The organism is Sphingobium lignivorans (genome assembly GCF_014203955.1).
Lineage (GTDB): Bacteria > Pseudomonadota > Alphaproteobacteria > Sphingomonadales > Sphingomonadaceae > Sphingobium > Sphingobium lignivorans.
Genome location: NZ_JACHKA010000001.1, coordinates 3,092,783 through 3,114,682, shown reverse-complemented (window position 1 = coordinate 3,114,682; position 21,900 = coordinate 3,092,783). Strand labels below are relative to the sequence as shown.

Sequence of the window (21,900 nt, the reverse complement as noted above, 5' to 3'; positions counted from 1 at the left end):
CTGTCCGCCACGACCTCGGCCAGCGTAACCGTGAGGTGGTCCCGCCTATTTGGACAGTTTGGCGGCTAAGTTAAGCTAATCCCGGTTGTCGTTCATGCCGCCTGTTTGATCATCAGATCATGGGGGGCATGCCCCCCATGATCTGATTGCCCGGTCCGCCGGTAGGCCTCGACCGGGGTTCTCCCGGCCAGGCCCGAGTGCGGACGCTGGTGATTGTAATAGGTGATCCACCGGCCAAGGCCAGCCTTCAACTCCGATCCGGTCTCGAAGGCATGCAGATACACGCACTCGTATTTGAGGGAGCGCCAGAGGCGCTCGATGAACACATTGTCCATCCACCGCCCCCGACCATCCATGCTGATGCGGACCTCCGCGTCGCGCAGCACGCTGGTGAAGGCGAAGCTGGTGAACTGGCTGCCTTGATCAGTGTTAAAGATCTCGGGCTTGCCGAAGCGCGCCCAGGCTTCCTCCAAGGCGGCGACGCAGAAGCCGGCATCCATTGTGTTCGACAATCGCCAGGCGAGGACCTTCCGGCTTGCCCAGTCCATGATCGCCACCAGATATAGGAACCCGCGCCGCATTGGGATGTACGTCACATCGGCACACCACACGTGGTTGGGCCGCTCGATCACCAGCTTGCGTAGCAGATACGGATAGACCCGGTGCTGCGGGTGCGGATCGCTGGTGCGGGGCCGCTGGTAGATCGGCGACAGGCCCATCTTTGCCATCAGGCGCCGTACCCGCCGCCGCCCGACCTCATGGTCAGCGCGCCGAAGGTGCCGCGCCATCTGGCGGCTGCCATACCATGGGCAGTCCATGAAGGTCTCGTCGATTACCGTCATCAGCGCCAGCGTCCCGTCCGTTTCCGGCACCGGTGCGTAATAATAAGACGAGCGACTGATGCGCAGCAGGCGGCACTGCGCCGAGATCGACAGGCGGTGGTGAGCAGGTTCGACCATCGCCCGCCTCCGGTCCACGCTCATCGACCGAAGGCCTTCGCTAAAAAATCCCGCTCCACCACCAGTTGCCCGATCTTGGCGTGCAGCTTCTCAACCTCGCTCTCACCGACCACCCTGGCCGCATCGCCAGCGCCGGAGAAGGTGCCTGCCATCCCGTCGATGGCCTGCCGCTTCCATGATGCGATCATCGTGTGGTGCACGCCATGCTTGGCCGCCAGCTCTGCCAGCGTCAGGTCGCCACGGATCGCTTCCAGCGCCACCTTGGCCTTGAAATCCGCACTGTACCGCTTTCTCGTCGTTTTCATCCCGTACCCCATCAGGCCGGGATTAGCTTAGCATCCTGTCCAGAAAACCGGCACCACCTCACCGCGACCGTCTCCCAGACTCCGGCTTCACTCCGACGCCGGAACCGCCGATAGACGGTGTTCCAGCTACCGCATTTGGGCGGCACGTCGCGCCACGGAGCGCCGCACCGAAGCCGCCAAAGCATGCCATTGATGATCGAGCGGTTCTGCTCGGGCCGCCTACCCCGGCCACGGTTCTCAGGCTCAATTGGCAGCAAGCCCTTCAGAATGCGCCATTCCGCTTCCGTGAGATCGCCCCTGCTCAAACCTGCCTCCAAAAGGCAGCCTTGAATCAATCTGTCCGCGCTTCGTCAATAACGTTTGGCATTCCCGTCATTAGCCCGCCCTGACGTTGCCCCCGCCTTCGTCTCACGGCATTACGGCAGCGGAGGAAATTCCATGCACGATATGCGGCGAGCACGCCAAGACCTGATCGCAGACGTTTGGCTGTATCCAACCGATCAAGGTGGCAAATCGCAGTCCGTATTCTCGGGATGGGACTGCCCCTGCAAGACGACCCTCGATCCTGAAGAACCTGCTTGGGATGGCTGGCCAATCCTGGGTGAGGTGGAATTATGCCCCGGCGAAACCGGTCGCTTCGGCTGGATGTTTCTATCCGGCGATCAGGCCGCATCCCAGATGAGGCAAGCCGGAAAATTCTACCTGTGGGAAGGCCGTATCATCGGTGAAGCCGTCGTTGTGACCGAGTAACTCCCAATCCCAATTCGTCCACTCAGCCTAATCCATTGATGCGGTTTAATTAAATCGCAGGTTATGGACACGGATCACGCGATCGCTCATGGTGGATGATGCTCAAATCCTGAGGTAGAGCATGGTGGCCGCGTCTCTCAGTCCGGATGGCGAAGATTCCTGGGTGGGCGGTGCGTCCAACTAATAATTGACTAGCAAGAGGCATTTAACATGGCGGACGAGACCGCGCAGCAAGCGACTGCTGACCGAATAGTGGAAGGTTTGATCGCTCCTATTCTCGACCTCTCGGAACAAATTGTCGGCGAATTGCAGGATCTGGAGAACGCGGCAGCCGACAGCAACCGTGCGGTCGGGGATCTGGCTTCCGTAATTGAGGAGAGGCAGCATCGTATTGTCGAACTAGAAGCAACGGTGGCCGATTATAATGCGACCAAGGAACGGCTTGGTGTTGCCGAGGCAAAACTTCGTAATATCGAGCGACTGGCCGAGGAGATCGGGATGGACCGCGATCGTCTGGGCGTCAAGGTTACGGAAGGTAACTCCAAGCTCGAGGAGATGCAGCGGATGATCAATGATCAGGAGGCACTAATCATGGAGTTGCGGAAAGCCGCTCAGGAGGTCCCCCAGCTCAAGGCTGACATAGATTTTCATCTGGCCCAGAACGCCATGCTGCGCAAAGACCTGAACACGATGGACCTGCGCCTTGTGGACGCGGAACAAAGGCGGGAGCGACTTGAGGATCTGCTTCGTCGGCTGGCGCCAACGCTGCAAACGGCTGCTTATGAGTTTCTGCAGGAGGCGCCTGAGACGTCCGGAGAAAGTCTTCATGCCGCCCGCCACCCGAGTGGGAGGAAGGGAGCGGCAGAGATCGGCGCTCACGGGAAGAAGCGCGCAGCCGAGACTCAGAAATGACCGAAAAGGCATGTGCGGGGCGCAACCCCGCCAGGGATTTGGAAGAGGTCCTTTCGCTTCTTGGCGATGTCCCGGTCGTTGATCCAGGTGACCCTTCGCGCGATTCCGTATCCGACCTGATCGAGGAGTATTGCGGGCTGGCCGTGAGTCGTGACCACGAGCCGACGCCCCCATGTACCATCCACCACCTCGCGTGCACCGGGGGATCGTTGATTTCCAAGGTGGTCGCCGCGTTGCCGGGCGTCGTTCTGCTCAGCGAGATCGATCCGCTGAGCACAATGGAGCTGGCGCGGGAAAAGCCCCGCTTCGCACCCACAGACGTGATTTTGGCGTTGAAACAGGCTGCTCGGCCGGTGCCTGAGCGAATTGTCGTCAACACCTTCCTCGCAAGTATCGGCACTATGAATGCCTCGCTTGGCACGTTGGGGCACCGCCTTGTTATTCGTGACCATGCGCACTCGCATTTCTACACTATGGTTGAGCCCGATTCACGGCCAACGCTGCGGGAGCTTTTGCTACCAATGGCTGCGAGGCTGCGCTCGGTCGTGACAATAAGGCATCCACTTGATTCCTTTGGCGCCCTGAAACTAAATCTCTGGAAAGAAGACTTCCATCCTTTTAATCTAGAAGAGTATTGTATTCGATTTCAGAAGTTTATTCGGAGGTACGAAGACGTGCCGCTGGTGCGTTACGAAGACTTCGTCGCCAGCCCCGCGATCGTCCTCGAGGAGATTTGTGACATCCTGAATCTCCCGTTCGATGTCTCTGCTCTGGGCATGATCGGCAACATTCGAATGACCGGAGACAGCGGCCGGACCGGATCGACGATCAAGAAACGTCCACGCCGGGACCTGCCTGACGAAATCGAGATACAGCGATCGTCCCGGCCTTATCGGGACATCTGTGCGCGATTTGGATACGAGCCGTAGGCACTGTTCAAAATCTTGTGATTCAACAACAATGACGTTCAGCCTATCATGCCGCCGCCTATTGCATCCTGATGCGAGGTGTCAGTAAGAATGCGTCTACTCCGATACGGTCGTGTAGGGCAGCACGTAACGAGCGGGGCAAAAAAGAAAGATTTGCGATGACCAACAACGGCGATTTCGAACCGGATGTGTGCATTGTCACGCCCGTTTTCAACGGATCTGACTACATCGACGAAACCATCGCTTCGGTCATCATGCAAGCCGGCGACTTCTATCTGCGATATCATATTCAGGACGGCGGATCGACGGACGACACGCTCGCGATCGTAGAACGCTGGCACAATCTGGTGACGACAGGCGCGTTGCCGATGACCTGCAAAGGGCTGGAATTCACATATTCGTCCGAGCGCGATGCGGGCATGTACGACGCGATCAATCGCGGCTTTCAGAAAATACTTCCATCGGTGGGCAACCCAATGATGGGTTGGATCAACGCCGATGATCGGATTGCTCAAGGGGGCTTAGCGACTGGTCTTTCAATATGCCGGGCCATGCCCGAGGTGCGCCTTTTCGGCGGGCGTGTGGCCTTGATCAATCAACATGGTTATAATTTAGGGATCAATCTTCCGATCAGTTATTCTCGGCCATGTATGGCGGCGGGCCTTTATGACGGTCGCTCACTGCCTTTTGTCATGCAGGAAGGAACGTTCTGGCGCGCGGACCTCTGGCATCAGTGCGGCGGTCTGGACGACAGGCTCAAGCTTGCGGGCGACTGGGATCTGTGGCGCAGGTTCGCGGAATATACCGAGTATTTCAGCGCAGACACTGTACTCGGATTTCATAGGCGGCGCCCTGGCCAGCTTTCTGGTCAAATGGACAAGTATTATGCTGAAGTAGATATGGTATTGTCAGAAATTCATCAAATTGAATTTCAAGAATTATCAAATAAAGAAAAAGCTTTTTCGAGCGTTGCGCCAAAAATATTTGCAATTCGGCAGCGTTACGAGGAGTTGCTGTTCAATCGGCATGAGATGGAGCGTAGTGAATACGCCAGTACGGTGCTGCGCTTCAACCTTGCAGATGGGGCCTGGGGGCGAATGCGGGGCTATGGGCTGCCGTCGGGTCCCGCGGAGGTATCTGGTTCGTACGGCACGGCGTTAAGCATCAAAGGCCAGTTCGTCTCGGGCTTCAGCGCTCCAGAGGGCCCGCATCCAGAGTTTAGCATTCCCTTCGGTATGCGGTGGCTTACAGGAGAGCAAGGCCTGCTCACAGCGGAAATTGAGGAGAGCGGGCGCTATGATATCGTATTTCGTTTCCGCGCGTGGGGCAACGGCCGGACCGTGGCGATCAGCGTCAATGGCCGCCTGGGTTTCAGCGGCCTGATCCGTCCCTACGAGCACGACCGGGAGACTGAAGTTCGGATTTCATCATTCCTGCCTGTCGGTCTCTGCGCAATCGAGCTCAAGGTCGAGGCAGAAGAGGGCGCGGTCAACCTGATGGTCATGGACATGCGCATCGATCCGATCCTCGAGCGGGGGACGGGAAAGGTCGTGCCTGTGTCGTCGCTTCCGTCACCCGTAGCAACGGTGGGCGGACGTGCGCCCTTGGACGGCGAGTGGCCGCGCATATCGGTTATCGTCCCGACCCGCAACCAGGCGCATTTCATCGGCGATACGATGCGATCATTGGTCCGTCAGGGCTACCCAAATCTTGAGATCATCGTTTGTGACGGCGCATCGACCGATGAAACAACTCAAGTACTGCGCGAATTCGAGCGCCATATCACCTATTACATCTCCGAGCCCGACGAAGGACAGAGCCACGCCATCAACAAGGGCATGGCTGCGGCCAGTGGAGATATTCTGACCTGGCTCAACAGCGATGACCTGCTGGCCAGCGGCGCGCTTCACGCAGTTGCTTTCGCCTTCCTGACGGAGGGTGTCGACATGGTTTCGGGGGTATGCGATGTCTTCGGTGACGATGGTGCCGTAATGCACCGCCACCTGCCGTGCCTGCAGTCTGGTCCGCTTCCGCTCAACGATCTGCTCGATCTGGAGAATTGCTGGCTCCGCGGCCAGTTCTTCCACCAGCCCGAAGTATTCTTCAGTCGGGCGATCTGGGAAAAAGCCGGGGGATTAGTTCGCGAGAATCTTTATTATTCCATGGATTATGATCTCTGGGTCAGAATGGCGCAAGCTGGCGCCAGGATCCAATTGATCGGGCGCACAGTCGCTTATTATCGTATGCATGCCGACCAGAAGACCAGCACTGTCGAAGCCTATCGTCCGGAACTGACCAGTCATGCTTCCATGCTGCGTGCGGAGGCAGGAATGTCCTCCATGCCAGCGCGCCGCGAAGATCTGGCTTCCCATTTGAAGATTTTGATGCTCAACGACTATGGCTTCAACTATGGTGCCGGGATTGCACACAGGCGTCTGGCGCAGGCGTTGCAGCTGGCGGGGCAGGACGTCGTCGCTGTGGGCTACGCCGAATTTGATCGAGCGAGACCCGACGGGTTCGATCCCGAGCTGATCCGATCAGCGATCGACGAACACCAGCCTGACCTTATCGTTGCCGGCAACCTGCATTCGATCCGTTCAGGACCGGAGCCCCTCGAGGTGTTGCTGTCGCTCGGCGTACCGGTGGTCTTCTTTGCGCATGATCAGTGGATCGTGACAGGGCGCTGCGCCTATACGGGGGGTTGCCCGAAATTTCTCTCCGGTTGTGACGAGGCGTGCCCGACGGCGGCGGAGTATCCGTCGCTTCCGCCACGTGAAATCGCGCCGAGTTTTCGCGCCAAACGCGCCCTTATCGAAAAGGCGTCGCAGGATGGACGGCTGATGATCGTCACGAACAGCCGCTACATGGAGCGCTTCATCAAGGAAGCGGCGGGCGAGCCGCTGGCATCCCATGTTCGGACGGTGGCGCTCGGTGTCGACACCCGGCTTTTCACGCATGGACGCCGTCGCGAGGCCCGACAGATTCTGGGCCTTCCGCAAGACCGATTCATCATTCTGACGGCCGCTTCGAACATCGATGACGAACGGAAGGGTCTGCCGTTGCTGATCGAAGCATTGAAAGGCAGGACGGACCTTCATGATGTCGTCCTCGTGATCATCGGGTGGGGGAAGTCTATACCGGAAACGCCCTGTGAGGTTCGCTTTACCGGCTATGCGCAGGATGAGCGACTGGTCGCTCTTTACTTCCAGGCTGCCGATATCTTTGTTGGACCAAGTAAAGAAGAGGCGCTGGGTCAGACATTCATCGAGGCGGGCGCGTGTGGTACGCCCAGCGTAGCATTCAATCTAGGCGGAATTCCGGACGCCGTAGTCGACGGAGTAACGGGCCTGCTTGTTGAGCAGGGCAGCGCGGAGCCGCTTGGGGAGGCAATCGCTGACATAAAAAGGGATGCAGCAATGCGGCGCTCCATGGGGGCAAATGCTGTCCTGCATGTCCGTAACCGCTTCAGTCTGGAGAGGGCGGCAGCTGATTTTCTCTCGATGTTGGTCACATGCAAATTCGGCAAGCCCTTGGCGCCGTCGGTTAACCTTCGTGCCGATGGGGTGCGACCTGTCCGGTTTCACTATCTCGCCGAAAAGGCGAGTGAGGTGCTGCTTCCGGAAACGCCCTCATGGTTTCCAGTTGCAGCCATAGAAAGTAGGTTCCTTGAAGGCGACGGCTCACTGTTGGAGCGTGCCTTCGTGGCTGTTGCACCGCGGGGCGTGCTCGCGGCTGAGGCAGTGCGGGATGCAAGCTACAAGATGCGGCTAGGATACCGCATGGTTACAGAGCGTCAGCGCCTGACTATCGTCGTCAACGATACACGAGGCCTCCAGTACGAGCTGAAGTATGCTGCGGGAGGCGACCAAGAAATTGATCTACCTCTCCGATTGCGGAAGGGATATAATCGGATCATTATCGAATTTTCAGAAATGTCTGATAACGATATCGCTTTGATAATCAGCAGCCTGGAATTCAAGAATGATGGCGATGGGTTCGAGAATAACACCGATGGTCTTGTAAGTTATGGACATAATTTCGGGGAGGTTGAGGGGCCTTATCCTGAATTTCAGATCGATTCGAAATTTCGTTGGGCGCTGGGGAACGAGTCAGCGCTCCAAATCTTCAGCGCTTGTGAGGGTGAACGCGAATTGCGTTTTGGCATTCGTAATTTCTACTCCGACCAGGTCCTCGGAATTGATATTGATGGCGAACAGAAAGTATCCGTCGAGATTGGAAGCGCGAACGCGAGCGACGTTCAGTATATCGTTGTTCGGCACTTTTTCCACGAAGGTTTCGCGGACATCACGTTCCGTCCGAGCGTGTCGAGGCTGGAAAGGGAGAATGGTCGATCGCTGAGCTTCGCGCTGAGTTCAGTCGAGTTTGGCGACCGGCTTGGCGACCGGCTGAGTCCGGTGCTGAAATCGGCGGTCCAGGGTTCGCTGCCCGCGCACCTGCCGAATACGCAGCTGATCGGTGACTTAGAGGAGGGAAGCGGTTTCGGTCCGCTTAGAGGGCCTTTCCCGGAACTCGGTATCATGGAGCCGGTCCGGTGGATAACATCCGCGAGCGCAGTACTCACGGTCAATGCGACAGGCGTATCTGAAGCCGTCCTGACGATGCGCTACCGGATGGTGGCCAAAAGGGCTATCGCCTCTCTCGACGTCAATGGCGAAGTGCATGACCTCGTGCTCACATCCCCCGGCGCGCTGAGTGGCGCGGCAGAAGTAAAAGTCGACATCAGGTTGATCGATGGGCCGAATATCCTGACCTTTGCGTTTAGCGGTTTGGATTTCGAGTCGGTTGACGGCCATCCACGGGTGCTGCTGCTGGAAAGCCTGACCATCGTTGATATGGCGTCCGGCGTGGCAATGTCGGATGCAACTTCATCTGAGGCGGTGTCTTCTTACGCCCGAGTCAGGATGGGATCTGGCATTGCGGACGCCGAAGCCGCGTATCCACCGCTCGGGCTGGAGGCGCCTTTCTATTGGGTGTGCGATACCAAGGCACGCCTCAAGGTGGAGGGAAACGGGTGCATTTCCCGCGTGCGCATCGCGATGAGAAATCAGGAGCGTGGGCAACGGATCAGCGTCGTCCAGGATGGCGAGCTACTGGTCCAGAGCGATGTGCTGCCCGATACACTCGACGTGAGCAGTGAGATCCAATGCGATCTATACCTCGCGCCTGGCTGGAACACGCTCGATCTGATAGCCTCATCTGTTTCGCCTCCCAGCGGGCAGGAAACGCGATCCTTGTCGTTCTTGATTGAGTCCATTGAAGTGACCGACCTGGAATTTGCCTAAGAAAAGGGGTGGTGGACATGCTAAGCTATCTCTTTGATTTGCTATAGATACTGACTTGAGGAGTTACTGGTGAACGCTCTGCCAACGACCACTGCGATCGATCGGGATCACTACTTTTCATTGGTGGCCGCCTACCATGGGGAGACCACCCGCGAACAGGATGCTGGTGTGGGCGAAGTCCATCCTGAATGGGCGATCGGCTTAGCGGACGGAAGATTCTTGTTCGATCTCATCACCGAGAATGCGCTGGCGCTGACGATTGAGATCGGTCTGTGCGAGGGTGCTTCCGCTGTTCACATGGCCGCGGCACACGCAGTGTCCGGCTTTGGTCTGCACTTTGCGATCGACCCATTTCAGCACGAGTATTTCGGGGGGCAAGGCGTACGATCCATTGATCGCTTTGGATTGACGTCATGGTTTCGTCACATACCTGAAAGAAGCGATCGAAGTCTAAGTAGTCTGGCTGCTGCTGGTGTGAAATTTGATCTAATTTTTATTGACGGTGATCATCGATTTGATGCTGTTTTTAATGATTATTATTGGTCTGATAAAGTTCTCCGTGATGGAGGGTATTTGATATTCGATGAGGCGGGCCGTGATTGCCCCACGAAGCGTGTCAGTTCATTTATTCAAAACAATATGAAAAACTACGAGCTACGTCCCGGCCCAAGCCGATTTTATGTATACCAAAAAATCACTAAGGATGACAGGGGGTTTGGTGATATGATTGATTTTTGACGAATTGTGGTAATTTATTTGGGTTAATGAAAGTATATCAGGATTAATCTTAAGAAATGGCGATACGGGTCGATTTTGAAGTGGGCTGGGTCTTCTGTCCAGATATGGACGACATATTCATAGGGGTGTGAGGCCGCGGAGCGTCTTGAGACGTCGGCCATGGTTGTAGGCGTCGATGAACAACTTGAGGTGCTGTCGCAGTTTGTCGTGGCTGAACCGCCCCGGGATTGTGGGAGGCCATTCGGCTTAAATTATGCGGCCGTGGGAGTGTCGTCCACCATGGCGTAGTAGCGTTTCTCCGCTTCGGCCGGTGGTATATTGCCGATGGGCGCGAGAAGCCGGCGGTTGTTGAACCAGTCCACCCATTCCAGCGTGGCGTATTCGACTGCCTCAAAGGATCGCCACGGACCTCGCCGGTGGATCACCTCGGCCTTGTAAAGGCCGTTGATCGTCTCGGCCAAAGCGTTGTCATAGCTGTCCCCTACGCTGCCCACCGATGGCTCGATCCCGGCTTCGACAAGGCGCTCGGTATACTTGATCGAGACGTACTGGCTGCCGCGGTCGCTGTGGTGGATCAGGCCACCGCGATGGACAGGACGCCGATCATGGATCGCCTGCTCGAGGGCATCCAGCACGAAGCTGGCGTGCGCCGTCCTGCTCACCCGCCAGCCCACGACATAGCGGGCATAGACGTCGATCACGAAGGCCACGTAGACGAACCCCGACCACGTCGCGACGTAAGTGAAGTCCGAGACCCACAGCATGTTCGGCGCCGGCGCATGGAACTGCCGGTTCACCTGATCGAGCGGCAAGGCGCGGCCTTGTCGCTCATCGTCGTGCGCACCGGCTTACCGCGGATCACGCCCTGCAAGCCAAGATCGCGCATCAGCCGTTCCACCGTGCATCGGGCGATATCGAAGCCTTCGCGCCGCATCTGTCGCCACACCTTCCGCACGTCGTAGACGCCGAAGTTCTCGGTGAAGACGCGCACCACCTCCGGCTTCAACATCTGATCACGCTGAGCACGTGGAGATAGCCGCGAGGGATCGCGCCGCTGCGCCAGGTGCTCATGGTAGGTGGATGGGGCGATCGGCAGAACCCGGCAGATCGGCTCGACCCCATAATCACCGCGATGCTCGTCGATAAACGCGATCATCGCTTGAACGGGCGGTCGAGCTCCGCCTGGGCAAAATATGCGGAGGCCTTGCGCAGGATCTCGTTGGCCTGGCGCAGCTCGCGGTTCTCGCGCTCCAGCGCCTTGAGCTTGTCAGCCACCTCGGTGGGCACGCCGGCTCGCTTGCCGCTGTTCACCTCGGCCTTTTTCACCCACTCCAGCAGCGTGTGCCCCGAACAGCCAATCTTCTCGGCAATGGATGTGATCGCCGCCCAGCGGGACGGATGGTCGCCTTCGTGATCCAGCACCATGCGGACCGCCCGTTCACGAACCTCCGGTGCAAACTTGTTCGTCGTCTTGCTCATCGTAGACCCTTCCTCTCAGGAGTTCGGGCCTCCGGCAATCCCGGGGCGGTTCACCCCTCGGCGGTCTGCACCTGGGCGATGTCGATATGGAAGTATCCGATCGGATAAGCCTTGAAGCGCTTCTTCTCGGCGGCCTCGCCGTCCAGCGCCGGCAAGCGGCTGATGCCGTGATGCTTCAGGCAGCGGTGCCGCGACGATGGCGTCAGGTGCGGGATGGATGGCTGCAGTGCATAGAGGCAATCAACAGCGTGTGGCGGCGGAACGCCACGACCATGGCCTCTTCCTCGGTGGTGAGGACGGTGGAATGAATGGCCTGGGGCCCCATGGGCGCATCGCTGACATGCGTCCGCTTGCGCCACTTCTGCACCGTCGTCGGGCTGATCCCGTTCCGACCGGCCAGTGCTCTCACGCTCTCTTCACTATGTTGTATCGCTCGACGAACTTCCTCGGTCGTTCGGGCGCTCCCGTGTGGAATCTGGCCTATAGCTCCTCCCGCCATACATGATCAATCTTGCTACTACACTGGGAGATAAAATACCTAGGCTGGTCGAAAAGGTTGTAAATATCTATCATATTTCCTTTAGAATCATGATTTTAATCTCGTTTTGAGGGGCTTATGACTGTCGAAATCAAGCTCATATTTCCCCAAGCGATCGTCGGGTCTTCAGGAGATTGGGGCAGCCACCGTTTCTTCTCCTGATTTCACCGGCCAGGCTGGATGCCTGACCGGTCCCGTTCGATCAGACGTCTCGCTAACGTATTCAGATCTTGAACAGGGCTTGCGCGTTGAGGCCGTAGATCTTGTCCCGCTGATCGGCGGGCAGCGCGCCGACCCGCGCTTTCACGCCAACCATGTCCTGAATCGAAAAGGGATAATCGGATCCGTAGAGCACTTTGTCCGCGCCCACCTGTTCCACCAGAAAGCGCAGCGTCGCCTGGTCGTAGACGATCGCATCATACCAGAACCTGCGGAAATAGCTGCTGGGCGGGTTGTTAACGAGCCGGCGGCTGGTCGTGTTCTCCCACATCTTGTCCATGCGGCTGATGAGGTAGGGCAGGGTCCCCCCGCCATGGCAGGCGATCAGCTTGAGGTCCGGGAACTTGTCCATGAAGCCGGTCAGGATCAGGCGCGCGAAGACCAGCGTGGTATCGCTGGTGAAGCCAACGGTATTGGCGAGACCGAAGGATTCCACGCCCCATTTCTTGATGTCCACCATGGGCACGGTCGGATGGATGAAGGCGGGCAGGCCGGACTCCTGAACGGCCTGCCAGACGGGGTGGAAATGCTCGTTGTCAGGCAGCATCCCGGACATGTTGGTGACGAGGCACAGGCCCGCGGCACCCATCCCGCGGATACGGGCCAGCTCCTCGATCGCCGCATCGGGATATTGCCAGGGGAGCGACGCCATCCATTTGATCCGACCGGGATATTTCTTCTCGGCGGCGGCAAAATCGTCATTCACCGTGCGCGCGGTCTCGATCGCCACCTCCCGCGTGCTCCAGAACACGTTGGGCGCGGTGAGGCTGATGATGGCGATGTCCACCCCTGCCTTGTCCATTGCCGCGATGCGCATATCGAGGTCGGTCATGTCCGGCGCGAGGCGGACAATCGGCGAACCGCGATACTCGATGCTCTCATAGGGCTTGGTGGGGATCAGGCGGGTGTCCGCATCGGGATGCTGGCGCAGCATCTCGACCCAGCGCGGCGTGAAATTATGAGTGTGAACATCGATCACCTTCACCGCCGGTTTTGCCGTCTTTGCGCCAGCGCCCTGCGCCATCGCAGCGATGCCGAGACCAGCGGCGCCGATCAGCAAGTCCCTACGTTCCAGATTCATCAGGTCTCTCCTCTTAGAATTTCACGCGAACGCCGGCGCGATAGGTGCGCCCGGTCTGATCGAAGAAAACAGGGTTGGTCACGGAGTTGCCCGGCGCGATCGGCGGATCGACATCGAACAGGTTATTGACGGCCGCGTAGATCTGCATGGTCGCGCCGCCCGTTCTCTCGATGGTGTAGCGGACCGACAGATTGAAGGTGAGCATGTCGTCGACGACATTGTCATTGATGCTGTTTGCCAGGGTGGTCTTGTAGTCCGGATCATCAGGGCCGATCAGGCCGGCATCATAGCTGCCCTTGGGGATGTAATGGCCCAGCAGGGTGACGCCGAACGAACCCTTTTCGTAAGTGAGCGTTCCATCCAGCGTGTATTCGGGCACGCCGAGCGGGCCACTGACCTGACGTCCGGTCTGACCGGCGCGGTTGATGGCACCGGTTGCGTCGACCTGCACCAGCTCGAACACGCGGGTGGCAAGCAGATTGATGGCAATGCGATTGTCCGCGCCGAACCGCCGCGAGAAATCGAGCTCGAAGTCGATCCCTCTCGTCTTGATTTCGTTCACGTTGAGATACTGGTCGACCACCTCGGTGATCATATTGTTCCGGGCCGGATCACGCGTGATGAGCGCGCAATAGGATTCCCCGCCCTGGAAGCAGCGATCGGCGATGACCTGCGCACCGACGAGATCGATCGCATCGCGGATCTTGATGTCATAATAGTCGACCGAGAAGCGCAGGCCGGGGATCATGCGAGGCTGGAGGACGAGGCCCGCCGTCCAGGTGTCGGCAATTTCGGGATGGAGGGCATCATTGCCGCCCCGGAACACGCGCGCCAGCACCTGCTCGGTATTCTGCAGGTCGAAGACCGAGCCCTGGGCAGCGACCAGCGGGGTGTAAAGCTCCGCCGCATTGGGCGCGCGAATGTCTCGCGACCGCGTGCCGCGAATACGCAGCCCGGCCACGGGCTCGTAGATGCCGCCCACCTTCCACGTCGTGACGGCGCCGCTAGTGTTGTAATGCGTCCGCCGGATGGCCGCATTCAGCTCAAGGAGCTCCGCGCCGGGCAGGCGGCGCAGCAGCGGTACGACCGTCTCGACATAGCCTTCCGTGACGTTGACCGTTTCCGGCCCGAAGTCCGACGCATTTGAAATATAGAAGCCGTTGGTCCGCGAGATGTCATCGGCCGACCCGCGCACCCGCTCGCTGCGATATTCGCCGCCGATCGCGATCGACACCGGTCCCGAGCCGAAATCAAATAGTTCGCCGGTGAGGTTCGCTGCAACGACATGCTGCTGGAACCGGGTGGTCTGCGTGGAGGTGCCGAAGGCATAGTCGCGCGCCTCGGGCAGGAAGCGATACTGGCCGAAGAGATTGAGCGGCCGGCACCCGGCTGCTGCATCACGCACGGCCGCATTGGCGCTGAGAGTGTCACGGCACACGATGTTGCCGTTGGCTGTGCCGGTCAGGAAACGCCCTTCGTCCACGGCGTCGAGTGCGCGATTGAAATTGGCCGTGATGCGGTTGTTGCTGACGACCTGACGCGTATCCGTCTGGCCGAACTGATAATAAGCATCCGCCCGCCAGCCATTGCCGAGGTTGGCGTCAAAACCGGCCACGGCCCGGAACGTGCTGGTCCGGTTGTCGCCCATGGCCACGCCAAGATCCTGTCCGACGCGGCCGAATGTCAGTGTCTGCGCATTGAGTTGCGTCATCTGGTCGACAATGGATTGGGGGAGGTAGGGATTGTCCCTGCGGATGATGAGCGCGGTGTCCCGGGTCTGTGCGCCCGGCGTGGTGACCCTCACGCGGCCATAAGACACTTCCAGGAAGGGCGTGATCGCGCCCATCTCATATTCCGTGCGGCCATAGAGTGCGTAGCGCTCGACCGGCACCTTGAGCAGACCGGCCGAACGGAAAGGGTTCTGCCCATGGCCGCTGCCGCCCCGCATGAAAATCGAGGGATATTCGCCGCGGACGAAGGGGACGGGATTGCCGGCATCGTCGAACTGGATCGAGGCAAGCGGCGTCGGCCCGTTGATCTTGCCTGCATAGGTCTGCGTCGCGGTGTGGACGTCGGAGCTGATGATGCGGGCCGGCTGCCCGTTCGTGGCGAAGCCGCTGTTGGTGAGCACCTGCCATTCCTGCGCGCACAGCGAATAGTCGTAGCAACCGCCCATGCCGCGATTGTTGTTATACTCGCCGCCCACCACGACATGACCGCGGCCATCGGCGAAGCTGGAACCCGCCGCTGCGGCGATCAGCTGGTCGCTGTCTTCGCCGCGCTGGGAAATGCCCGCCTGTGCATTGAAGCGGAAACCTTCCAGCCGCTTGTTGAGGATGAAGTTGACCACGCCGGCGACGGCGTCCGAGCCATAAGCGGCCGACGCGCCGCCCGTCACCAGTTCCACGCGCTCGATGAGCACGCCGGGGATGAGATTGGTGTCGACAGCGCCGGCAACGGTGCTCGGCACGAAGCGCCGGCCATCTACCAGCACCAGCGAACGCTGCGCGCCGAGGCCGCGAAGATCGACCGTGCGCGCGCCGCCAGCGCCAATGGTGATGCCGCCGGTCGTGGGCGAGGTCGTCGCGCGGAAGGCGGGCAGCTGGGAAAGCGCTTCACCCACGCTGGCCGCTGCTGTCAGCTCCAGCCGTTCGCTGCCGAGCTGCGTCACTGGCGTGGGCGCCGTGAACCCCGAGCGGGCAATGCGCGAACCGGTGATGACGATGGCCTCGCTTTCGGCATCCGGCGCTTCAGGGGCAGGGGCAGGGGCTTCAGCGGCCGGCCGGGGTGCCGGCGCAGTATTGGCGGGGGCGGTCTGAGCAGCGGCTGGGCGCGGCTCCACCCGGACGATCGTGAAGCCTTCACCGCGCCGAAGCGGCTGCAGCGGTGCCGTGCCAAGCAGGCGCCTCAGGGCTTCTTCCGGCTCCAGCCGCCCACGGACGGGATTGGAAGCGCCATAGCCCGTGGTCGATGCGGAAAAGATGATCGACGTGCCGCTCTGTAACCCGAAGGTCCGCAATGCGGACGGGAGCGGCTGCGACGGGATGTCGAAATCGGCAGGCTTGGCCTGCGCGGCGGACGCGATGCAGGCACATGCCGCCACGCCGACCATGAGCGCGGCGCGCGTGTTGAAATCAAGAAATGCCACTGGAATCCCCTCCGTCTGTTCTGCCTTGTTTTGTCTTCGAGGCAGCTGGACGGATTCCCCTCAGCACGCGCCTCAAATTTTTTTGTGGTCGGCTTCGCTCAAGCGATAGGTCCGGTCGGCGGCATGGCTCCATGTGGCGATGCCGATCGCGTCTATGGCGGACAGGAATGTGTTGACGTCGCCTGCCCTGAGAACGGCGCTCATCCGCCGGTCAGCGACGGCTGGCGACGAGATGACGATCTTCTCCGGCAGATAGCGGTTCATCTCCACCACGATGTCGCCGATACGGGCTTCGTCGAAAATCAGCAGGCCGTCCTTCCAGCGCGAGAGGCTGCGCAGATCGACGGGTGAAAGCGTCCAGTTGCCGTCACCCGCGACCAACCGATAACCCGGCTTCATCACGAGGTCACGGGCATGCGGTCGGCCCTTGTCCGCATCGCGCACGGCGACGCGTCCCTCCATCAGCACGATTTCCACGCTGTGTTCGGCCAGATTGACTTCGAACTGGGTGCCCAGCGCGACGACCGTCCTGTCGCCGGCCTTCACGGCGAAAGGACGTTGCCGGTCCGGCGCGACGACGAAATTTGCTCTTCCTTTCAGCAGCTCGATCCGGCGGCTGTCTTCCTGCATGGATGCCCGCACCGTCGTCGCAGCGTCCAGCAGCATCTGGCTCCCGTCCGGCAACATGACGGTCGAGGTTTTTCCGTCCGGCGTTTCGTAGAGGGCCGTCACGACCCCCGCATCCCGGCTGCTGCCCGGAAGCGCGTTCCACAGGAACAGGACGCCCGCCGACAAGCCCAGGATCAGGACAGAGGCCGCGGCCATGGCGAGCGGCTGCCGGAACCATGCGGGCCGGCGCGCTTCCTCTCGCATCGCGAGGATGTCCGGATGGGACCGCAGGGCTTCCAGCCCCTGCAGTCGCGCATTCAGCGCCTCATATTCCCGCCTGTTGCGATCATCGGCCAGCCAGCCGGCCAGATCCAGGCTCTCGCTCTCAGTCATCTTTCCGGAGCGGGCGCGGGCCAGCCAGCTGGCGGCATCGTCGGGCTGCTCCATGCCTTCCTTTCGAAGAACCTGCCTCCACGTCATTCTTCGTCTCCAGCCCGCGCGTTCAGCGCCCGCAAGGCGAGCATGATGTGCTTCTCGACCGCGCTCACGGAGATGCCCAGGCGCGACGCGATCCGCGCATATGTCATTTCCTCGAAGCGGTGCAGGATGAAGATCTGTCGCGTGCGGTCCGGCAGGTTGCGAATGACATCAAGAGCCGAGGCAAGGTCGCGCTGTCCCAGAAGAATGCGCTCGGGAGAAATCGGATCCACCGGTTCGGGCGCTTCGTCACCGGAGAGGATAGTGGCATTGTTCCGGCGGAAGCGCCGGGCCAGCACGTTCGCCGCGACAGTGAACATATAGCCCTGGATATTCGCGATCGGCGCATCCTTCTGCCGGCCCTGCAGGTTCAGCAGCACTTCCTGGACCAGATCGTCGACCTCGCCGATGGGCACGCGCTTCATGAAATAGCGGCGCAGGGCGCGGCTGTGGGTCTCCACGAGCGCGCTATGCATCGATTGCAAAGATCCTTCCCGCGCCACCACTGCTCCATGAGAGATACGCCTGACCAACCTTGAGCCAGATTATGCCCGCCCCCTCAGCGGCGCGGCAAAAAAATCTGCGCTCCGGTGTCCATGCCCGGTCACCTGCCGCCGCTCCAGCCCGAAACGCGAGATTTCACCCGCCTGAATCCTGTGGTTCGGGCCGCCGGGGAGAGCGCGGCGGCAGACACATTCATATTCATTATCAGCGCACTCCATAAAACTGTCACAGTAAAGGTTCAGAGGGCCGCCGTCCCCGCCTTCCAGGGGACCACGAAATCCATAAGGGGTCTTCATGCTCAAGACAGTACTCGCCGCGGGCGTGGCTATTGCCGCGCTCAACACTCCCTTTGTGCCTGCTTACGCGCAGGATGCCGCGCCCGAAGACGCGAACGAGACGACCGGCGATGCCATCATCGTCACCGGCTCGACCCGCGCCGAGCGCCGCTTCGACGTGTCCTATGCGGTCAACACGATTTCGCGGGAAGATGTCGAGAAGATCGCGCCGGTCAACTTCGCGGATCTCATCGGCCAGCTTCCGGGCTTCCAGACCGAGATCACCGGCGGTGAAGTGCAGAATATCTACCGCATCCGCGGCCTGCCCAATGACGGCGGCTTCGTGAGCTTCCAGCAGGACGGGCTGCCGCTCTTCCACGAGAATGACGGCGTGTTCTTCCGCGGCGACGCGATCCTCAAGCATGACTTGATGACCAGCCGTGTCGAGGTCGTGCGCGGCGGGCCGGCACCCATCTACGCGAGCTACTCGGGCGCGATCATCAACGCGATTACCGTGACCGGCAGCGAGGAAGCACGCGGCAAGGTGCAGGTCACGCTGGGCGATACCGGCCTCTACCGTCTCGACGCCTATCAGGCGGGCAAGCTGGCGGAGAACACCTACTACGCTGTCGGCGGGTTCATGCGCTACCATGAGGGCTATCGCGACAACGGGTTCCCCAACGACAAGGGCGGCCAGATCCGCGCCAATATCAAGCATGTGACGGACAACGGGTTCATCAAGCTGAACTTCAATTACGTCAACGATCACAATGTCTTCTATCTGCCGATCCCGACGGCGGACCCGCGCGACCCCAGCAAGTCGCTGGACCCGTATATCGACTATTTCACCGGCACGATGAACTCGCCTGCCTTCCGGCACGTGAACCTCAAATATCGGGACGGCAACGGCGCGATCCAGAGCCGCAGTTCCGACCTCTCCGATGGCCGCCACCTGCAGATGGTGAACGTCGGGGCGCATTATGAAGGCGACTTCGATGGCTGGCTCGTCACGGCCGCCGCGGGCTATACGCAGGGCAAGAACGACTTCACCGCCTTCTATTCGACGACCAATCCTGTCGACGGCAACGCTTTTGCCAATGGCTATCTGAACCGCACCGGCGGCGCGCCGTTCGGCGCCGTGCGCTTCGGCTATGTGCTGGCGGGCACGAACACGGTCTATGATCCCTATGCCGCGTCCGGACTGGTGATGCAGGGCCAGTATCGCGACATCCACTCGAACTTCTACTCCGGTCAGGCGAACTTGTCCGTCGCGCGGAAGTTCGACACCGGCATCGGCACGCATGACATCAAGCTCGGCGTCTACGGCAGCCTCTACGGCGAGGACAGCCGCACGCTGTACCAGAACTATCTGATCGAAGTGGCGGGCAAGCCCCGCACGCTGGATCTGGTGGGCTACAACGCGGCAGGGCAGGTCGTCGGCCGCGTCACCGACAAGGGCGTGCTGAACTATGCCGCCACGCTCAACCAGGGCGACGCCGATGCCCGGATGGGGGCGGTCTATGCCAACGATACCTGGGAGATCGTGCCCGGCCTGCGCATCGACGGCGGCATCCGCCATGAGCGCTACCGCTACGAAGGCTGGGCCGCGCTGACCGAGCAGGCCAATCTCGGCGATGCCACCACGCTGGCCGACGACACGACCCGCGCCTTCACCGGGGTGATCCAGAACCGCAAGCTCTCGCCCAATGTCACCAACTGGACCGTTGGCGCGAACTACGACTTCTCCCGCCATGTGGGGATCTACGGCCGCGCCTCGCACCTCGAGACGCCGCCCAACGTGCAGAGCGTGATGAGCATCAACCCGACGATCATCACCACGGTCGCCGACCAGTTCGAGGCGGGCCTGAAGCTGTCGATGGGCCGTTCCTACCTGTATGTGACCGGCTTCTACACCAACTTCGATCCGCTCAACGCCTCGTTCCTCGCCTTCGATCCAACCACGGGCCGCAACGACGTGAACGTGCCCTTCATCGGCGAGGCGCAGGTCAAGGGCATCGAGTTCGACGGCGCCTGGAGCGTGACGCCCTGGTTCACGCTGAATGCCGCGCTGACGGTCAGCGACCCCAAGTACAAGAACTTCGAGAGCGCCACCGGCGCCGATCCGGAGCAGGCCGAGGGCAACCAGATCGTTCGCCAGCCGAAGATCTACGGCAACATCCGCCCGAGCTTCGACTTCACCACGGGCGACACCGATGTCTCGATCTATGGTCGCTACACCTACATGGGCAAACGCTATGTCGATCTCTACAACAACACCGCGTTGCCCGCTTACGGCACCGTCGGTGCGGGCGTGACGGTCAAGCATGGCAGCTGGCAGTTGCAGGTCGTCGGCGACAATCTGTTCAACGCGCATGGCCTGACCGAAGGCAATACCCGCACCGACTCGCTGAGCGGCCAGGGCAGCGCGGAGGCGATCTACGGCCGTCCGATCTTCGGGCGTAACTTCCGCCTCGTCATCGGCAAGTCCTGGTAATGCCCGGGGCTCCCGTGCGGAGGGCACCGCTGATGGTGCCGCTGCTCGCTATGGCTTTTTCCCTGACGACGGTCTGCGCGCATGCGCAGACCGTAAGGGACGCGGTCACGGAAAGCCTGTCGCAGCGGCTGTTTCCCTCGCTCGACGCGCTGGAACGCAATCCTGCGGCGCTGGATGCGCTGCAGGACCGCCCGGGAGTCGCCGCCATGCTGCGCGCCCGGCTGGACAGGCGCGCGGCCTGCGGCGCCGATCTCGGCTGCGTGACGCAGGCGATGCTGTGGACCGACGGCGAGGCGCAAATCCTCGCCGCCGCCATGCCGGGCAAGGGCGCGGACGATGGCGCCGCCGCCCAGGCCGCGCGGGAGATCGCGGGCGTCAACATCATCCTGCGCACTTATGGTCTCGGCCAGGTGCCGCCTTATCCGCAGATCGACGGTGCGGGCACCATCGACCCGCAGGAAAGCCGCGCGCGTCTTCAGGCTGCGGCGTGGCTGTCGCAGACCGGACGGGCCGGCTCCGTGCAGGCGCTCGATCCCAGCGTGGAGTTCGCGCTCGCCCTGCTCGACGGAAGCGACCGCATTGACGCGATCGGCTTCGAGCCTCTGCAGAGCGGCCTCAACGCTCCCGCGATGAAGCGCGCGAAGAGCCTCGATTGGACGCGTTTCCGCTATAGTGCGATGATCGTCACTGGCGTCGGCCCTGAGGTCGAGGGGATGCCGCTCAGCCCCTTCGGCAAATATCATCTTCGCCTCGCGGCGCAGCGTTTCGCCGCGGGCGACGTGCCTTTCCTCATCGTTTCCGGGGGGCGGGCCCATCCCCGCGCCACCCGCTTCACCGAGGCCGAGGAGATGCGCCGCGCTCTCATCGAACGATACGGCATTCCCGCCGATGCCATCGTCATCGAGCCTTATGCGCGCCACACCACCACCAATCTGCGCAATGCCACGCGCCTGCTCATGGCGATGGGCGCGCCGCTGGCAAAGGACGCGCTGATCGTCTGCAATCCCGGCCAGAGCGCGGCAATCGAGAGCCCGCAATTCGTGACGCGCAACGCGCGCGAGCTTGGCTACCAGCCGGGGACGGTCGGTCGTCGCCTCTCGCCCACGGAGCTGGAATTCCGTCCCTCGCCCCTGTCCGCGCGGGTGGACCCGCGCGACCCCCTCGATCCCTGATCCGGAGA

13 protein-coding genes, 3 pseudogenes and 1 other annotated feature are annotated in these 21,900 nt (G+C 60.7%); of the genes and pseudogenes, 7 read left to right on the top strand and 9 right to left on the bottom strand.

Annotated features, from left to right (window positions below):
- Nucleotides 1-92 precede the first annotated feature (92 nt).
- Nucleotides 93-1,264, bottom strand: a protein-coding gene (locus HNP60_RS14290; protein ID WP_184155038.1) for an IS3 family transposase whose coding sequence is annotated in 2 segments (ribosomal slippage) — nucleotides 93-1,000 and nucleotides 1,000-1,264 — 1,173 coding nt in all. Because the reading frame shifts where the segments join, the coding sequence is not laid out codon by codon here.
- An 11-nt stretch (nucleotides 1,265-1,275) separates the two neighbouring features.
- A complete protein-coding gene (locus HNP60_RS14285; protein ID WP_221414684.1) occupies nucleotides 1,276-1,569 on the bottom strand; it encodes a transposase in 294 nt (97 codons plus the stop codon).
- Nucleotides 1,570-1,702: 133 nt separating this feature from the next.
- On the opposite strand from HNP60_RS14285, the gene HNP60_RS14280 reads away from it, so the two are divergent.
- The 5 genes from HNP60_RS14280 (at nucleotide 1,703) to HNP60_RS14260 (ending at nucleotide 9,896) form a co-directional block, all read left to right on the top strand.
- Nucleotides 1,703-2,014 carry a hypothetical protein gene (locus HNP60_RS14280; protein ID WP_184155035.1) on the top strand — a complete coding sequence of 104 codons (312 nt, stop codon included), beginning with the start codon at nucleotides 1,703-1,705 and terminating at the stop codon, nucleotides 2,012-2,014.
- A 210-nt stretch (nucleotides 2,015-2,224) separates the two neighbouring features.
- Nucleotides 2,225-2,926: a hypothetical protein gene (locus tag HNP60_RS14275; RefSeq protein WP_014077206.1), complete on the top strand. Its 702-nt coding sequence runs from the start codon at nucleotides 2,225-2,227 to the stop codon at nucleotides 2,924-2,926.
- The gene (locus HNP60_RS14270; RefSeq protein ID WP_184155032.1) at nucleotides 2,923-3,855 is read left to right on the top strand and encodes a sulfotransferase family protein; all 933 of its coding nucleotides are present in this window, start codon (nucleotides 2,923-2,925) and stop codon (nucleotides 3,853-3,855) included. Before HNP60_RS14275 ends, HNP60_RS14270 begins: the two co-directional genes overlap by 4 nt.
- Before the next feature lie 158 nt (nucleotides 3,856-4,013).
- Complete coding sequence (locus HNP60_RS14265; RefSeq protein ID WP_184155029.1) at nucleotides 4,014-9,158, top strand: glycosyltransferase; 5,145 nt, start codon at nucleotides 4,014-4,016, stop codon at nucleotides 9,156-9,158.
- Between the two features lie 69 nt (nucleotides 9,159-9,227).
- Nucleotides 9,228-9,896, top strand: coding sequence for a class I SAM-dependent methyltransferase (locus HNP60_RS14260; RefSeq protein ID WP_014077203.1), 669 nt, complete (start codon nucleotides 9,228-9,230; stop codon nucleotides 9,894-9,896).
- 23 nt (nucleotides 9,897-9,919) lie between these two features.
- Here HNP60_RS14260 and HNP60_RS14255 read toward each other — a convergent pair.
- The 7 genes and pseudogenes from HNP60_RS14255 to HNP60_RS14225 form a co-directional block, all read right to left on the bottom strand.
- Nucleotides 9,920-10,109, bottom strand: a pseudogene (locus HNP60_RS14255) (hypothetical protein); the annotation flags it as partial.
- A 38-nt stretch (nucleotides 10,110-10,147) separates the two neighbouring features.
- Nucleotides 10,148-11,375, bottom strand: a pseudogene (locus HNP60_RS14250) (IS3 family transposase).
- Nucleotides 10,978-11,094: a sequence feature (AL1L pseudoknot), on the bottom strand. (Overlaps the previous pseudogene by 117 nt.)
- A 53-nt stretch (nucleotides 11,376-11,428) precedes the next feature.
- Nucleotides 11,429-11,859: pseudogene (locus tag HNP60_RS14245) on the bottom strand (transposase family protein); the annotation flags it as partial.
- 277 nt (nucleotides 11,860-12,136) lie between these two features.
- Nucleotides 12,137-13,213 carry an amidohydrolase family protein gene (locus HNP60_RS14240; RefSeq protein ID WP_184155026.1) on the bottom strand — a complete coding sequence of 359 codons (1,077 nt, stop codon included), beginning with the start codon at nucleotides 13,211-13,213 and terminating at the stop codon, nucleotides 12,137-12,139.
- Between the two features lie 13 nt (nucleotides 13,214-13,226).
- Complete coding sequence (locus HNP60_RS14235; protein WP_184155023.1) at nucleotides 13,227-16,361, bottom strand: TonB-dependent receptor domain-containing protein; 3,135 nt, start codon at nucleotides 16,359-16,361, stop codon at nucleotides 13,227-13,229.
- Nucleotides 16,362-16,433: 72 nt separating this feature from the next.
- Nucleotides 16,434-17,450 carry a FecR family protein gene (locus HNP60_RS14230; RefSeq protein ID WP_184155020.1) on the bottom strand — a complete coding sequence of 339 codons (1,017 nt, stop codon included), beginning with the start codon at nucleotides 17,448-17,450 and terminating at the stop codon, nucleotides 16,434-16,436.
- Complete coding sequence (locus HNP60_RS14225) at nucleotides 17,447-17,923, bottom strand: RNA polymerase sigma factor (RefSeq protein WP_184155017.1); 477 nt, start codon at nucleotides 17,921-17,923, stop codon at nucleotides 17,447-17,449. The genes HNP60_RS14230 and HNP60_RS14225 overlap by 4 nt, the downstream gene beginning before the upstream one ends.
- Before the next feature lie 322 nt (nucleotides 17,924-18,245).
- On the opposite strand from HNP60_RS14225, the gene HNP60_RS14220 reads away from it, so the two are divergent.
- Both HNP60_RS14220 and HNP60_RS14215 read left to right on the top strand, forming a co-directional pair.
- Nucleotides 18,246-20,720: a TonB-dependent receptor gene (locus tag HNP60_RS14220; protein WP_184155014.1), complete on the top strand. Its 2,475-nt coding sequence runs from the start codon at nucleotides 18,246-18,248 to the stop codon at nucleotides 20,718-20,720.
- A gap of 50 nt (nucleotides 20,721-20,770) precedes the next feature.
- A complete protein-coding gene (locus tag HNP60_RS14215; protein WP_260394903.1) occupies nucleotides 20,771-21,892 on the top strand; it encodes a YdcF family protein in 1,122 nt (373 codons plus the stop codon).
- Nucleotides 21,893-21,900: the final 8 nt, after the last annotated feature.